The sequence below is a fragment of the Paenibacillus provencensis genome, assembly GCF_042678545.1.
In the GTDB taxonomy this organism is placed as follows: domain Bacteria; phylum Bacillota; class Bacilli; order Paenibacillales; family Paenibacillaceae; genus Paenibacillus; species Paenibacillus provencensis.
On the sequence record NZ_JBHTKX010000001.1, the window covers coordinates 2545812 to 2561498 of the forward strand.

At 43.6% G+C, this 15687-nt stretch carries 12 protein-coding genes and 2 tRNA genes; 1 reads left to right on the plus strand and 13 read right to left on the minus strand.

All coding sequences use genetic code 11. From position 1 onward, the window contains the following. Window positions 1–12: 12 nt before the first annotated feature. Window positions 13–1164 carry an SGNH/GDSL hydrolase family protein gene (locus ACFQ3J_RS12240; RefSeq protein ID WP_091154363.1) on the minus strand — a complete coding sequence of 384 codons (1152 nt, stop codon included), beginning with the start codon at window positions 1162–1164 and terminating at the stop codon, window positions 13–15. Between the two features lie 470 nt (window positions 1165–1634). On the opposite strand from ACFQ3J_RS12240, the gene ACFQ3J_RS12245 reads away from it, so the two are divergent. Beyond that, window positions 1635–2108, plus strand: a complete 474-nt coding sequence (locus ACFQ3J_RS12245; protein WP_091154361.1) for a ferritin family protein — start codon at window positions 1635–1637, stop codon at window positions 2106–2108. Between the two features lie 122 nt (window positions 2109–2230). Here ACFQ3J_RS12245 and ACFQ3J_RS12250 read toward each other — a convergent pair. The 12 genes from ACFQ3J_RS12250 to leuB form a co-directional block, all read right to left on the minus strand. After that, window positions 2231–2301, minus strand: a tRNA-Gly gene (locus ACFQ3J_RS12250). A gap of 10 nt (window positions 2302–2311) precedes the next feature. Then, window positions 2312–2385: transfer RNA gene (locus ACFQ3J_RS12255), tRNA-Pro, on the minus strand. Window positions 2386–2651: 266 nt separating this feature from the next. Then, window positions 2652–4784 (minus strand): putative bifunctional diguanylate cyclase/phosphodiesterase, encoded by a 2133-nt coding sequence (locus ACFQ3J_RS12260; protein ID WP_091154358.1) that lies wholly within the window; start codon window positions 4782–4784, stop codon window positions 2652–2654. A gap of 325 nt (window positions 4785–5109) precedes the next feature. Continuing rightward, window positions 5110–6072, minus strand: a complete 963-nt coding sequence (locus ACFQ3J_RS12265; RefSeq protein ID WP_244533125.1) for an aldolase catalytic domain-containing protein — start codon at window positions 6070–6072, stop codon at window positions 5110–5112. A 96-nt stretch (window positions 6073–6168) separates the two neighbouring features. Next, window positions 6169–7473 carry a DUF4129 domain-containing protein gene (locus tag ACFQ3J_RS12270; protein ID WP_251581884.1) on the minus strand — a complete coding sequence of 435 codons (1305 nt, stop codon included), beginning with the start codon at window positions 7471–7473 and terminating at the stop codon, window positions 6169–6171. 3 nt (window positions 7474–7476) lie between these two features. Beyond that, window positions 7477–8586: a DUF58 domain-containing protein gene (locus ACFQ3J_RS12275; protein ID WP_251581885.1), complete on the minus strand. Its 1110-nt coding sequence runs from the start codon at window positions 8584–8586 to the stop codon at window positions 7477–7479. Between the two features lie 3 nt (window positions 8587–8589). Next, entirely contained in the window at window positions 8590–9561 is a 972-nt protein-coding gene (locus tag ACFQ3J_RS12280; protein ID WP_251581886.1) for an AAA family ATPase, read from the minus strand. A gap of 128 nt (window positions 9562–9689) precedes the next feature. Beyond that, entirely contained in the window at window positions 9690–11207 is a 1518-nt protein-coding gene (locus ACFQ3J_RS12285) for a leucyl aminopeptidase (RefSeq protein ID WP_251581887.1), read from the minus strand. 205 nt (window positions 11208–11412) lie between these two features. Then, complete coding sequence (locus ACFQ3J_RS12290; RefSeq protein WP_091154350.1) at window positions 11413–12516, minus strand: ATP-binding protein; 1104 nt, start codon at window positions 12514–12516, stop codon at window positions 11413–11415. 478 nt (window positions 12517–12994) lie between these two features. Then, window positions 12995–13411 (minus strand): hypothetical protein, encoded by a 417-nt coding sequence (locus ACFQ3J_RS12295; RefSeq protein ID WP_091154347.1) that lies wholly within the window; start codon window positions 13409–13411, stop codon window positions 12995–12997. A 277-nt stretch (window positions 13412–13688) separates the two neighbouring features. Continuing rightward, entirely contained in the window at window positions 13689–14228 is a 540-nt protein-coding gene (locus ACFQ3J_RS12300; RefSeq protein WP_091154345.1) for a peroxiredoxin, read from the minus strand. 289 nt (window positions 14229–14517) lie between these two features. Then, the gene (gene leuB / locus ACFQ3J_RS12305; protein ID WP_251581888.1) at window positions 14518–15597 is read right to left on the minus strand and encodes a 3-isopropylmalate dehydrogenase; all 1080 of its coding nucleotides are present in this window, start codon (window positions 15595–15597) and stop codon (window positions 14518–14520) included. Window positions 15598–15687: the final 90 nt, after the last annotated feature.

Sequence of the window (15687 nt, forward strand, 5' to 3'; positions counted from 1 at the left end):
GCCTATTTAAGACTACAACGACTTCTCCTGAAACCATTTCAGGAAAGCGTCAGCTACCTGTTTACCTGCTTCCCCATTCGGGTGTGGATCAAATTCATTACTCATATACTTTTGCTGAATACGGTACTCCTCTGGCGCTGTGCAGGACAATAACTCCGCAATATCAAATACATAATCCACGCCTTCAGGCGGTCTCGTGCGAATCGTCTCATTTACCGTACGCCAGTTTTCTTCCCTGTGCTCTGCAAAATTAAACGGAGGTACGGTGAAAAGAATAATTTGAGGCTCTGCCCCCGGCTTCTGCTTCAGCTTCTGGACAATGGATGTCAGATCTTCTAGCAGCTCCTCGCTGGTGCGTGCGCCAATATCAATATCATTGACACCCAGCACCAATGCTACAATATCTCCTTGCCGTGCTTTCTGAAGCCACGAACCATCTGCAGCCGCATCATAGGCCCTTGCCCAACCTGAACCGATGTTCCAAACACTGTTTTCTGCATTTAATCCAGCTGCTATACGTGCTACCCAGTATTCATAGCCATCTTTTAAAGTTCTTACTCCCTGGGTAATAGAGTCTCCCAAGAAGATCATTCGATGCTTCACATCTCGTTTGTATCCTATGAATGCCGGCAAGACCAGCTGGTTCTCCAGCGGTGTAAAGGATGTGCCCGTGTCCTCGGAAGCATGGATCCCTTCTGCAGCATAGGAAGAGACAAGCAGCCCTTCTGTGTTGTATGGAAAAGACTTCCCTGCCGCCTCCGTCGTAATAGTCCAAGTAAATACCAGATCACGCCCCGGCAGCACATCGATCGTGACAGCATCACTCCAAAACTGTTCTCCCGGCTGTACTTGCTTGGTATATTCCCCTTCAAATGTGATCGGGGTGCCCGAGCCTGGAACAACACTCCCATCTCGATTTTCCTGACTGACAGCCACATAGGCGGACTCGATCTTCCATTCTCCGCCAGCCATGCTCCCTCTTGCTATAGCACCAACATCCCAGGTGGAATCCACCGCATTGCTATGCCAAAATTTCATTTCCAGCGGACCGTTCTCTCTAAGCCTGATGTACGTTCGATATGTACGTGTGAATGCGGTTTCCTGAATCATTATAAAATTCGTTGCCGTTGACACGGCAGTTGCAGATACGTATTCCCCTAGCATTTCGATCCATCCTTTTATTCATGATGATATTGGGTCAAGTTTAACTAATCTTCACCATTATACTCCAGCCTCAAAAAACTTTGCTACTCCACATGGGTAAAAAGCCTCACGACGAACCATATGTAAAATGACCGGATATTAGCTGTATTTACATATATTTTTACTGTATAGGGAACGCTGTTCTAAGTAAAAGGAGGTTTTTGTATGCTTAATGCAAATTACTGGCTTAAACACCCTGCACATAATTATGTTCTCATAGTGATTGCAGCCAGTGAAGAGATCTGATGAATGAAATGAAAGAGGATTTGAGTATATTTACTGATCTGAAACCCAGAATTGCCGCGAGTTTTATTTGGTCATATATGGTATAGCTCAGGGTACATTCATTATTATGCATAAGAAGATGATTCAGTTACCTTTTTAGGCATTAGTGCATATATTGACCATTATAAAACTTGGAGGATATTCATATGTACTTACCATACCCTTATTGCTATAGATCTGCCTTCACACCAATATGGTCAATCTCCACTACTGAAGCCATCGAATTAATCAAAGAGGCTGTACAAGGCGAAAGAAACGATGAATTGTTCTATAACAGTCTAATTAATCTTGCTCCTGATCCATATCAAGCCACAATAATCACTGGAATAAGAAATGATGAACGTGAACACAACAGAATGTTTCGACAAATGTATACAGATTTAACGGGACAAGAAATTACGGGAGTGAGTAATGAGCAGCCCGAACAAGTCGAATCTTATCTTAGTGAATTGCAAAAAGCTTTTCAGGGAGAATTAGAAGCGGTTGAGAAATACAGAAAAATTTGGTTTGGCCTTCCACAAAGTATATACAAAGATACGGTTTGGGGAATCATTCTTGATGAACAAAAACACGCAGATAAATATAATAATCTAATAGCTTACAACCTATCAAAAAAATGAACGTCTGAAATTATAGGCAATCGCTCTATTACTTCGAATAATGCATACTGAAAGAATATATCGAATTATAAGCAAACAAAAAACCCCTGCAGGGCAAGGGTTTAAAGTCTTTATAAATGTGAAGCGGGTGATGGGAATCGAACCCACGCTACCAGCTTGGAAGGCTGGAGTTCTACCATTGAACTACACCCGCATATATACAATCGGGATGACACGATTTGAACATGCGACCCCCTGGTCCCAAACCAGGTGCTCTACCAAGCTGAGCTACATCCCGTCATCGTTATGTACTACATTGATTATTTGGTGACAAATATTAATATATCACTATAAGGTATTCCTTGCAATACTTTTTTGATGAAGAGAAGCATTAGAAGCTTTCTAGATAGAATGAACTCACAGATTAAAAAGATGAAATTTGTACCCTTTCGGTGCTAAATTAAACACAATGCTGCGAATCCATTTCTCAAATCATTAGAGCAATAATGCTGATCCTAACTAATATAATTATGTACGTATCACGTTCATTCTATCTAGTAAATTCTAAATACATACTACCGCCTTTAAGAATCGGGCTTCAAAATCTTCAGACTTTAGAGGTTTGCTGAAAAAGTACCCCTGACCTTCATGACAATGCTGCTCCTGCAGAAACTGCAGCTGTTCTTCATTCTCTACACCTTCAGCCGTCACCTTTAGCTGTAAATGCTTAGCCATAGAAGTAATGGTGGACACGATCGCCTTGTTGCTCCGATCCTCCATGAGCTCACGTACGAAGGACTGATCAATCTTTAAGCGATCGATCGGAAGCTTCTTAAGATAATGCAATGAGCTGTAGCCGGTGCCGAAATCGTCAATGCTGATCTGTACACCTAACTTCTTGATCCGATCGAGAACATCAATTCCTTGATCATAGTCCAGCATCGTGCTTTCTGTAATTTCCAGCTCCAGACATGTCGGATCAAGCCCCGTTTCGAGCAGAACACGCTGAATCCGATCGATCAGATGCACATCCTGAAATTGCCTGATGGACAGATTCACAGAGATAGATAAAGATTTGTATTGCTGCTGCCATTTTCGATTTTGTGCACATGCCGCCTCAAGAACCCATTCCCCCAGCGGAACAATAAGCCCACTCTCTTCAGCAATAGGAATAAAATCTGCCGGCGAAATCGTCCCTTTTACCGGGTGCTGCCAGCGAACCAGCGCCTCAACACCAACGACCTCGTTCGTTCTTAGATCGACTTGCGGCTGATATTCCAAGTAAAACTCTCCTCGCTCCAGGCCCTTTCTGATATCATGCTCCATTTGCAGGCTTTTCTGCGCTTCCCGCTTCATCGAGGCTGCATATCGGTTCAAGTCCATTCCATGATCCTTCGCAAAATGAAGTGCTGTATTCGCATTTCGAAGTAATTCTTCAGGTGAGCTTCCGTCAAATGGAAACAAGCTAATGCCGGCAGAAGGGGTAAGATACAGCTCACGGTCTCTCAATAGTAATGGCTCTTTGAATTGCTGTAGGATTTCACTTACTTGCCTGTTTAATAATTTCGTTTCTACAAATTCGCTTAAGACAACAGCGTATCGATCACTGTCCAGTGAGAACACCTCTATTTTACCGCCTCTGTATTGCTTTAGGCGTTCCCCTGTTTTTTTAAGCAATTGATCGCCGAACTGATAACCTAACGAGTCATTTATGATCTTAAATCGGTTAATGTTGATGACAAGCAGACCCACCGTCCGATTCTCAGAATATGCATAATGCATACAATCACTCAAATGTAAGAGCAAAGACCTCCGATTCGGCAATCCGGTTACTTCATTATAATGAGCCATGTAGTTCAACTGCTCTCGGGTGACGGTTTGCCGCTCAAGCGGGATCGTGACATATACGTTGAAATATACCTCTTGAAAAATAAAATAGGCCAGCAGTTGAAAGATCATGGACAGCGTAAAAGAGAGATCAGTTACCTCTTGAACCTGCAATATAAAGCCTTGACTAACAATGCAAAATATCATACCAAGTCTGAGGTTCTTGTTCACATTCATTACTCGTTTTACTCTTGAAAATAGCAGCCCCAAAAGAGCCAGCATTAGAAAAGATAAAAGAGCAATATGTATTACATAATGAATTGGATTTACAATCTCGTTCAAGGGGTCATAAATGCTAAAGATGTAATCAAGATTGTCGTTGTTTTGTAGAAGGAGAAGCAGGACTGCCATATATAACAGGGCAGCGCATAATCCTATAGATTTATGGATGGGACGCTCCTGGGATTTTGGAGAAGAAAACCCGAGATAAAGCATCCCCATTACACAGAGCAAACGCGTCAAAAATACGATAAGAATGACATCGGATGAATCCACCAGCAAGCCGTTTCTGAAGGTGATTCCGCTGTAATGAATGAATAATAGCAATTCCAAAAAACCTGCAGCAAAAAAAACAGAAGCGATATATTGCCCATTATGTGTCCTCTGCCCCTGTTCAAGCAGCCTTGCCTGGTTAAATGCCGAGAAGCAGATAATCAACGAACATAGAGAGATGCCCATTCCGAATAAATTAATAATTTCCTGACTAAGCTCTGAAGATAAGGAAGGCATTATCCATGGATTCAAGATACATAATATAAGACCAGCACCCGCAGTCCATAGGAACTTGGGATGTCTCAATTTAATGCTCATAGCATTTATTGATGCCTCCTAAATATTGTCCATAAAGTACATTTATATCAATGGTAATTCTATAATTCACCGATTAGATCTGACATAATCCAACATTTTCTTCAATATCCACTGGACTATAATACCATTTTATCAGCAAACTTTGTACTATTTTTTTGTTTTATCTATACGTAAATACGAAAATAATAGGTCTAAGGTCATTAAAAATAAAAAGCACTCTCTACAATTCAGTAGAGAGTGCCTAGTCATGGAATGAGGAAGCAAAATACCCAGTGCTCACTTCAGGATTTAGTCGATTAAATTGTTCCTAATCAGATATATACAATCACTTATCAAAGTTCACTTCGGGTGTTGTTAGCGTGTCAAAGAAATCGACAACCCGATCTTTGTCATCTGAACTGCGAAGCGCCATGGCAGAGCGTGGATGCTCGTCAAGATGACCTGTTATCATATACGGAAGGATATAGCCCCACTCTTCTTTCTCACGCAAAGGTACAAGCAGCTGCTCCAGAGCATCAAGTACAGGACGGAGCTTATATTTAGTTCCTTTCAGATGAGCTATCAATAGTTCAGTCGGACAATTTCCGGCAGCACGGCCCATTCCGTATACGGAAGCATCCAGCAGCTCAACCCCAAGTTCAGAAGCGATCAGCGTATTGGAGAATGCCAGCTGCATGTTGTTATGGGTATGAACCCCAAGCCGTTTATTAGGCAAATGAAGCTTGAACTTCTCAACAAGATATTTAATGTCACTGTGATCCAGGCTTCCATAGGAATCAACGATATATACGACATCAACCACGCTCTCATTGATCATCTCGAAAGCTTCAAGAAGCTCGTTCTCCATTACATTAGATAATGCCATAATGTTTAGTGTCGTTTCGTAGCCGCGTTCATGGAAGATGCGCACTAGCTCTAGACCTTTGTCCACATCCTTGATGTAGCAAGCGACACGGATCAAATCCAGCATACTCTCGCTCCGAGGAAGAATGTCGTTTTCGTCTACTCTTCCGATGTCTACCAGTGCGGACAGCTTCGTGTTGCCTTTTTGCGGGATGACCTTTCTTAAGAAATCGTCATTCAGAAAGCGCCAAGGCCCAGCTTTATCGGCACCCTTCAGCAGCTTAGGGGAGTTTTTATATCCGATTTCCATATATTCAACGCCTGCTTCATTTAAGCTCTCATACAGCTTCTGTACAAAATCCACGCTGAAATCCCAATTGTTCACGAGGCCGCCGTCTCGAATCGTGCAGTCTACAATCTTGCTATGATTAGTCATCGTCTTCATTGCTAAGCTCCTTTGTATGCCTACTTTTATTTCTATCATGATACTTGAACGTGGAATGAAAAGTAAAGTGAAGCTTGGCCTAATCTGACATTAAGCTTACTTATGCGCCTGATCAAGCGGTTGAATCTCCTCGGGAGATACTTGCTGTTCTCCATATCTAACTTTATTATACAAAGCAATCAACTGGTGTATCCGATCTCCTCTGTACGGAAAATGCTTATAATTCGTCTCATGTTCTTTAAGCCATTGGCCAAACTCATTAGGCGTGAGTGATGAAGGCAGTGGTCCCGCTTCCTTACCAGCCTGCTCTACAACAGACTTATAATAATAACGAATTCTTTGTTCTGGTTCCACCGGGACTCGTTGCTTACGGAACATGCGAAATATGTCTTTCTTCGGTCTATTCTGGATGGTCTCGGTTATATCGATATAAGCTATTTTTTCTGGCAGTGCAGCCTCCTGTTTGGTTTGGCTTCTAGATCGCAAATATCGGTTCACCTTCTTGAGCAATCTCCACAGTCCATAACCAATGAATACAAAGAAGGCAAGAACAGCGAGCATAACCAGCGCGTTCAGCAGCCAATCCCATACGGGTGATGATTCACTCGAAGGTTCTGCTTCAGCTGGCGGGAATAGAAGTCCTTCTGAAGGAAGCTGGGGTATAGTCTCGGGTATTTCCTTAGAGGGCTCCCCATCAAACAAAGAACGAAACCAGCTCGTAAATCCGTTCCATAAGTAACTAAACATTTCCGATAGATAATTAAATGTCCCCAGGATGATAACTATAACCAGGAAGAGTACCATCCGTATCCGGTTCAGCTGGGAGAAGCTTTTTATTTGTGGTCTCTTGCCTTCAGCGTCTAACGTTGCCCGCCGCATCTCACGTGAATGCCTTGTCCAAACGTAGACTAAAAATCCGACTATACCAGCTGCATAAATACTCATCGCATAATCGTCTATTCTAGGCACTCTCGTGGCAATCAAGCTCAGCGCTAGCAACGAAATAAGTCCCATATATTGTAGACGATCCGCAAGAGCAAATCTTATTCTTCGATTGACCAGAACGAATACGCGATATGCCGCTCCGCCTCCTGCCGCAGCTGCCAGAAGAACAGAGAGCATCATTATACGTTGGTCTGCTTGGGATAGGAGCGTTCCGCCACCGGAGATTAACATTCCAGCAATCATTGCTACACATCCGGCCATAAACTTGTTATTGATTGGTGAGCTAAGCCATATCGCTGCAAGAAGACCTAGCAGGAGCATGAAGAACGTATAAACAGGGCTCACCTGCAGCGCAAAAACAGAGAGCAGTACAATCAGTGGATAGAGATAGATAAGCTCCATCAAGCCCTGCATATAAACTTGAATACGTACCGCTTGATTACGATTTACGATCATTTCTCATCTCCCCGCCTCCATGTACTCTTGAGCCGAATCAACATATACAATGCTGACTTTGTTTCCACCGATTCTCAGACGGCTTAGCTGTTCCTCCATGCCAGGAGATACGAAAGGAGTGATTAATAAATAATCCTGCTGCTCTCCTGAATGAAGTTGCCTGTCCGCCTCATCCATAAGCACCTGCTCCATCGGCATCAAGCACTTCAATTGTACTTCCGCCATGGCCTGCATTATATATTCTGCGTGAAGAACTCCATAGTCAGCATCAATCCGAACCAATGAATTCGATCCTAATGTGTACGCATTGTGCATGAATCCTGTTTTCAGTCCTCTGCTCACTGCATCATTCACCGCGGTTGCAGCATATGATAAGCCTCTCTCCGCCATACCCGGCTTGGTTACGACACTCCACATGTCACTGGATTCCTGAATATTGAATATAATGAGCGTTTGCGGATCCGAGCTGTAGCCTTGTTTATATACCTGCAGTTGACCCGTTCTCGCGCTTGCTGTCCAGTGAATCCGATTCATAGGATCACTCGCTCCATATTCCCTGACACCCAGAATCAGAAACGGATCCTCCACAATCCAGCGGGATACCTCAAGCTCGCCTTGCCAAACTTCATAGCTCGTCGGCATTTCGTGATCAGCAAGAAGTGCAGGGAATACGGTAATCTGTTCGGATACAGGCTGCTTCCTCGCACTGGAATAGACACCCAGAAGGTCACCACCTGTCATCGTCACCGTTTCCAACGGATACACACCGCGGTGCTGACAAGTAAAGAAATGCTTGCGCGTAATTCGAGTATAGGGTTTAAGCGAGAACAGACTTTGATGATTCTGATAAATATCTCCTCTGCTGATTCCGAGCTCAGCACCGGTATGAAATATAAATGATGCCGGCATCATTGCCTCTAAGCGAAGCCAGGGAACAGGAAGTCTCTTCTCATTCGAAATCTTCTCGACCATCTCGAGCTCATCCCCGGCATAACACTGTTTCTTTGCAAACTCGCGCTGATAAGAAATTCTCTTCAATGCGGGTACGCCAAGAACAATGCCTTGAGCGAGAATAAGCAGGAGTCCTACAACAAGAAACCATAGAAGCTCCATCGTTTATTGCACACTGCTTTCTACACTCATTCTGTCACTCGGCACAGGAATTTGTGAGATTATACCGCTGAGCAGCGCTTCTGACTTACCCTCCTGCTGCTTGGATCGATGCTTGAATACGAGCCGATGCGACAGTACCGGCAGCACCAAAGCCTTTATATCATCGGGCAGCACGTATTCCCTGCCTTGTATTGCAGCCCGGGCCTGTGCGGCCTTAAGCAGCGCTTGTGTCCCTCGCGGGCTTACGCCTAGCGCAATATCTGGATGATGTCTTGTTGCGTCAGCAATAGCTATAATATAGCGCATCAGATCCTCCTGTACGCGAACAGCTGTATACACCGATTGTGCAGCGACGATATCACGCTGGGCTACAACCGCAGATACACCTGTCTTGAAATCCCCGCTTACCGTACGCCGCAAAATTTCCACACTTTCCTCCTGAGTAGGATAACCCATACTCATCTTGAGCATAAAGCGGTCCATTTGTGCCTCAGGCAGCGGAAATGTACCTTGATTATCTACAGGATTTTGCGTGGCAATGACAATAAAAGGCTTTTTGAGTTCATGTGTATGTCCATCGACACTAATTTGCCTCTCCTCCATGCATTCCAGCAAGCTCGACTGTGTTCTCGGTGTGGCCCGGTTAATTTCATCAGCTAAAATCAAGTTAGCAAACAGAGGGCCTTCTCGGAATTCAAACTCTCCTTCTTTTTGATTATAGAAATGAATCCCCGTCAGGTCGGAGGGCAGTAGATCAGGAGTAAACTGAACTCGTCTAAATATACAATCTAACGAAGCTGCCATCGTTTTGGCCAGCAAAGTCTTCCCGGTACCCGGTACATCTTCAAGCAGAATATGCCCGGAGGCAATCAAAGCAATCAGCATCAGATCTACCGTGTCTTCTTTGCCCACAATGACTTTTGCCATATTTGATCTTAGCTTGGCCGCCACCTGTGCGATCTCTTGAATATCCATAACGATGTCATGACCTCCCCTTATTCGTAAGCGTTTCCATATAGATACAGTGATTTTACCATAACCCTATAATCCATGCATGTTTTTCCAAATGAAAAAGACCTTGTGAGTCACAAGGCCAGCATTACTTATTGATTTATTACATAATCTGCAATGGTTCTCACCATCGCTCCTGTAGCTCCTTTGGGATGAATGCCTCTCTCTTTCGATACATAGGCAGTCCCGGCAATATCCAGATGGATCCACGGCATTCCTTCTGCAAAAGTACCTATAAATAGACCTGCAGTAATGGAAGCTCCGTATCTTCCCGTACTGTTCCGCAGATCGGCGACCTCGCTTCGCAGCATCTCCTCGAATTCCGTATAGGCAGGCAGCGGCCATACCTTCTCACCTGTTCGTTTGGAGGCTAATATGAATTCATTCATGAACGGGTCGTCGTTAGATACTGCTCCTGTAGCGACGTCGCCGAGGGCTGATACAACCGCTCCAGTCAGCGTAGCTACATCAATGATCCGTGTGGCTCCCAGCTCCTTCGCATACGTTAATCCATCAGCTAACACGAGCCTTCCTTCTGCATCCGTATTTAGAATCTCAACGGTCCTTCCGCTGAGTGTAGTGATAATATCTCCCGGTTTGAAGGCACTGCCGGACGGCATATTTTCGGCTGAGGGAATGACAACAACCACATTCTGCGCTGGACGTATCAGGCATAGGGTATGAAGCGCACCAAGCACCGCAGCCGCTCCGCCCATATCACTTATCATCTCCTCCATCCCAAGACGGGGCTTTAGAGATATTCCACCTGTGTCAAACGTAATGCCTTTTCCGACTAAACCGATAATCTCTCCTTCCCAGGCGGACTTCCCTTGATACTTCAGGACAATCATTCGAGGAGGGTTCACGCTCCCGGACCCTACCGACAGGAGCCCTCCCATCCCCTTCTTAACCATTTCCTGCTCATCCAGCACTTCATATTCAAGCCCATGCTGCTCAGCGAGCCTTTCGGCCGCACTTGCGAGATCACGGGGAACAAGCATATTACCAGGAAGATTTGTCAAATCTCTAGCTAATATCGTTCCTTCTGCGAAAGCCTTGCCCCTCTCCATACCTATATACCACTGCTGCTCATATTCGTCCTGAAACACTTTATCCTGGTGGAAAATAAGCCGCTCGGGACCTATATAGGCCTGTTGATTACGCTTGTAAGTTTTGCGGCGATAAGTTCCCAATATAAATCCCTCGGTGAGAGCATGAGCCACGGCAGCAATATCTTGGGACAGCGAATAAGTGAGTAAGGAGGAAGGTAATGCAAAAACGACTTGATCTGCATTGATCTTCACTGCCATTTTTGCAGCACGCACTGCAGCAAGGCGAAGACCTTCAGGATTCAAAGGATACTGTCCAGTTCCTACTAATATTAGGGTTATTGGCATATCTGACTGCATGACCGGTATTGTAAATAATTGACTCTCAGAGCCTTTGAACAAGCCTCGTACCTTTACAGAGGCAATCGCTTCCTTCCATGCCTCAGGAAAATGTCCCGTAATCCACTCCGCCTCGCTTACCAAACAGATGACTGCTTGCGCTTCAATCAATTCGATCGGAATGTCCGATCTCCATATTGCTTCAAATTTCGCATTCATCATAATATCCATCCTTCAGCTATCTAATTAAAATATGATCTCATCGTATACCGCTATATTTTCATACTACTCCTTTAATATACCCGCCATGACAAATTAAAAAATAGGTACTAGTGTTATTCATTTATAGGCAAAATTTGCTGCCAGAAAGAAAAAAAAGACCAGAAGCAATTTAAGCTTCTGATCTTCTTGAAGTACCTACACCGATTTAAACTATAGGCAAAGAAATCTTGAATTCCGTTCCTTTCCCAGATTTGCTGTCCACCGATATGGTACCTCCATGGTTTTTGATAATTCGATAGCTGACGGACAGTCCGAGCCCCGTGCCGGCTTCCTTGGTCGTAAAGAAAGGATCAAACAGCCTCACTAGTGTATTGTGATCCATTCCCTGCCCATTGTCTCTAATGGAGACCATAACATATTGGCCTTCCTGCTGAGTCTCAATCTGGATAAGTCCTGAATGGTCTTCACCTACATTCTCAATGGCATCCATTGCATTCTTGACCATATTCAGCATGACCTGCTTAATTTGTTTCACGTCAATAGACACATACAGTGGATGATCAGCATTGTACAGCTCTATTTGACATCCTTTCATCAAGCCTTCGCTTTCTGTAAGCAGCACCACTTCTTTAAGTAAAGATTGAACCGGGATTACGGTTTTTTGCGGGGCCGAAGGCTTAGATGAATTAAGGAATTCATAAATAATATCATTCGCTCGATCAATTTCTGTAAGTATAATTCTCGCATATTCATCCTTGCCTAACTGAATAAGGTGAGGTCTTAACAATTGGATAAATCCTCGAATGGCGGTTAGAGGATTGCGAATTTCATGAGCGATGGAGGCTGAAATTTGCCCCAGCATGGCCAGTTTATCGTTCTGATATGCAGTTTGCTCGATTTGTTTGAAATCAGAGACATCCTTTACACTCAGCAGAAAGTTGCCGTCCATCTGATCTCCGTAAGTCATTGTGATGAGCCAGTGCTTCCCATATTCATCAAGTACCTCATGATAGCGCTTACGGTGAAAAATCGTTTCCCTAAATATCCTCATAATCTTTTTCTTTTTGAATCGGCTAATGTATGGATGACGTACGAGCTGAACTACATCACAGCCGAGCAATTGATGGCGCGGCAGCTCTAGCAATCTGGCCATCTGCAGATTAATGAAAGTAAGAACCCCATCCCTATCAAATAACATGATTCCGCTATCCAAATGTTCTAGAATATTCTCATAATTGCTGTTATCTAGATGCTGGAGTGGAAATACGTCGTTTGCAGAAATCAATGTGTTCTGAAACTCACTGATCATACTCAGGCTCCCCCTTTACATGTAAATGGAACTTGCCGATCGGACTACTAATCGTCACATAGATGATGACGAGGCTTCCCGCTATAGAACTAAACCAGCGTCGACCATACAGACAATAGGGGTCTTTCGTGTCATGCTACTTACGATACGCTTCAGATAAGGCACCATTAACATAAGAACTGGAATAAAGTATGAATCACTGCAGTATGGAGGTCTATGAGGTTCGACTTCGGTGCTGGTCATATGCTTACTCGTTGTTAAGCTATGTTTACCGTGATCTACCGTCATGCAGAGTTTTTTGGGGATGTCTATTTAATCATAGACAAGTTTACCAATTAGAGTCAACCGAAGATACTGTCGAATCATTGGATATTAAGCAGATATAACCTTTTCTGTAGAAATTAAAATGTATTTCATCCTAAATCTAAAGCCCCCGTTATTAACGGAGGCTTCATCTTCATGCATAGGTATTACCAGGTTATCGGCCTGTTTGATTTGGCTTGATCTTGGATCGTCTCTTACTCATGACAGCAAGCCTTCGTTTAAGCTCACTCTCCCATTTATGATCTTCTATGACCTTAGCAATGGATAGCAAATCCAATGAAGTATCGATCTGACGCTGTATAATTTCTAGAGGATCTTCGTTCTCCCGGTTTACGCAGTTTTCGTAAATCGTATCTTCATCTTCCATAACATAATCCTGAAAATCAATCTCCGATGCACCATCACCATGTGCATATTCAGCGAGTATTTCATACTCATTCTCAACCTTATAGTGAACTTCCACCCGATTACATACCGGACAAAAGAGCAGGGGAACATTGTGGACCTGCGTTCGGTAATGTTTTAATGTTCCCTTTGTTCCGATCATACTTGCTCCACAACAAAAACTCATTTTGTTCACCCTCCTTGTAGACACAAAACCGGAAGCATTGTATACATTATGTTCAATAGCGTATTCTTTTACCCTATTCGTTATGACAATCCTAATTCCTCTTTCTTAATCGAATCTCCATAAAAAAAGGCTATACTCGTTATAACACGATAATAACCCACATTAATCCGTATTCTAATAAGAAATCGGGACAATATAGGTTTATACGGTGAAAAAAGCCCTCTCAGCGGAAATAACCGCCTTGAGGGCTCACTTAGCTTAGAAGCGATATAACGATTTACAGGTTGTTGTCGCCTGGCTTCCAGTTCATTGCGCACAATCCGCCGGATTGAAGAGCTTGAAGCACACGAAGTGTTTCTTCTACTGAACGACCCACATCGTTGTGGTTAACAACTTGATATTTCAACTCGCCTTCAGGGTCAATGATAAAGAGACCGCGCAATGCAACGCCTTCTTCTTCGATCAATACGCCGTAGTCACGAGCAACTTGCTTAGTGATGTCGGAAGCGAGCGGGAAGTTGATTTGACCCAGGCCGCCGCTGTCTTTTGGAGTGTTGATCCAAGCTTTGTGGCTATGGATAGAGTCTACACTCACACCAAGAATCTCTGTATCCAAGAATTTAAAATCATTATAAGCATCGCTGAGTGCTGTGATCTCAGTTGGGCATACAAATGTGAAGTCTAGCGGGTAGAAGAAAAATACCAGCCATTTACCGCGATAGTCAGACAATTGAACCTTACCAAAATCTTTACCATCACCAGTTACGGTCTCCATTACGAAATCAGGAGCTGTTTTTCCAACTAAACGTTCTGCCATGATTAAAGTCCTCCTTCTCCTATGTAACCAAAAATCGTTTTCTCTCTAAATTATGAAGAGTCCGTGAAACTCTTAATATAAATGAAGAGTTTATGAAACTCTCAAAAAGAGCACAATTAAAATCCTATCATCGCCGAGTTTCAAAGTCAATATTATAAATCTTATTTGTTGATAATTATTATAATTAAGAAAAAAAGAAGCACAGTAAGGCCTCTATCCTCCCTACTGTACTCCTGAATTATCATATTAATTTTAAAATCTCTTCATTAATAAGGCCTCTATGAAACTCTTATTTTACAATCGCCGCTACAATCAGATCTCCCATTTCAGAGGTACTGATCGCCTTGCTCTTGTCTACTGCAATATCACTTGTCCGATGTCCTGCATCCAGCACCTGCGCTACTGCTCTCTCAATCGCATCTGCTGCATCACTGTATCCAAATGTCAAACGGAACATCAAGGCAACAGACAGAATAGTCGCAATCGGATTCGCTAATCCTTGACCTGCAATATCAGGAGCCGATCCGTGTACCGGTTCATATAGACCAAAGCTTCCCTCACCCATAGACGCGGATGCCAGCATACCGATGGAGCCTGTGAGCATAGCCGCTTCGTCACTTAAAATGTCGCCAAACATATTTTCCGTTACAATGACATCAAAGCTTGATGGGCGGCGTAATAGCTGCATTGCACAGTTATCTACGAGTACATGCTCAACTTCAACGTCTGGATATTCTGGAGCAACTTTGTTTACAACTTCACGCCACAAGCGGGAGGTCTCGAGCACATTTGCTTTATCGACCGATGCCAATTTCTTTCTGCGTTTTTGTGCTATTTCAAAAGCTTGACGAACGATCCGCTCTACTTCAGTTACATTATAAACACAAGTATCTACCGCTTCTTCTCCATGATCTCCCTGTCTGCGGAACTTCTCTCCAAAATAGATTCCGCCTGTCAGCTCTCTAACGACCATCAGATCTGTACCTTCAAGCACTTCCGGCTTTAATGTAGAAGCATCTTTAAGGCAATCAAACACGACAGCAGGTCTTAGGTTAGAAAATAATCCTAGCGCTTTGCGGATACCCAGCAATCCTGTTTCTGGACGAAGCTCTTTGGAATTGTTGTCCCATTTAGGACCACCCACCGCTCCGAGCAGAACCGCATCAGCACTTTGACAAACTTCCAGTGTTTCTTGCGGCAACGGGGTTCCTGTCTCATCAATCGCAATTCCGCCAAATAAAGCGTGATTCGTTTCAAAAGTGTATCCGAACACTTCTTCCGTTCGTTTCAACACTCTCTCTGCTTCTGCAACAACCTCTGGTCCGATACCATCTCCAGCAATGACGGCGATTTTTTTGACTTCTGACATGACTGCACGCTCCATTCTAAATAATATCTGCTATATATCTTTGTAACATAATCAGGGTAGATTTGACCAAGATATAGAAGCTATCGCTTT

Coding starts and splice junctions, on each gene's coding strand:
- ACFQ3J_RS12275 (WP_251581885.1), bottom strand. CDS start 8,586: ATGGAGCTTCTATGGTTTCTTGTTGTAGGACTCCTGCTTATTCTCGCT.
- ACFQ3J_RS12240 (WP_091154363.1), bottom strand. CDS start 1,164: ATGCTAGGGGAATACGTATCTGCAACTGCCGTGTCAACGGCAACGAAT.
- ACFQ3J_RS12265 (WP_244533125.1), bottom strand. CDS start 6,072: ATGAAGACGATGACTAATCATAGCAAGATTGTAGACTGCACGATTCGA.
- ACFQ3J_RS12300 (WP_091154345.1), bottom strand. CDS start 14,228: ATGGCAGAACGTTTAGTTGGAAAAACAGCTCCTGATTTCGTAATGGAG.
- ACFQ3J_RS12285 (WP_251581887.1), bottom strand. CDS start 11,207: ATGATGAATGCGAAATTTGAAGCAATATGGAGATCGGACATTCCGATC.
- ACFQ3J_RS12260 (WP_091154358.1), bottom strand. CDS start 4,784: ATGAGCATTAAATTGAGACATCCCAAGTTCCTATGGACTGCGGGTGCT.
- leuB (WP_251581888.1), bottom strand. CDS start 15,597: ATGTCAGAAGTCAAAAAAATCGCCGTCATTGCTGGAGATGGTATCGGA.
- ACFQ3J_RS12280 (WP_251581886.1), bottom strand. CDS start 9,561: ATGGATATTCAAGAGATCGCACAGGTGGCGGCCAAGCTAAGATCAAAT.
- ACFQ3J_RS12270 (WP_251581884.1), bottom strand. CDS start 7,473: ATGATCGTAAATCGTAATCAAGCGGTACGTATTCAAGTTTATATGCAG.
- ACFQ3J_RS12245 (WP_091154361.1), top strand. CDS start 1,635: ATGTACTTACCATACCCTTATTGCTATAGATCTGCCTTCACACCAATA.
- ACFQ3J_RS12295 (WP_091154347.1), bottom strand. CDS start 13,411: ATGAGTTTTTGTTGTGGAGCAAGTATGATCGGAACAAAGGGAACATTA.
- ACFQ3J_RS12290 (WP_091154350.1), bottom strand. CDS start 12,516: ATGATCAGTGAGTTTCAGAACACATTGATTTCTGCAAACGACGTATTT.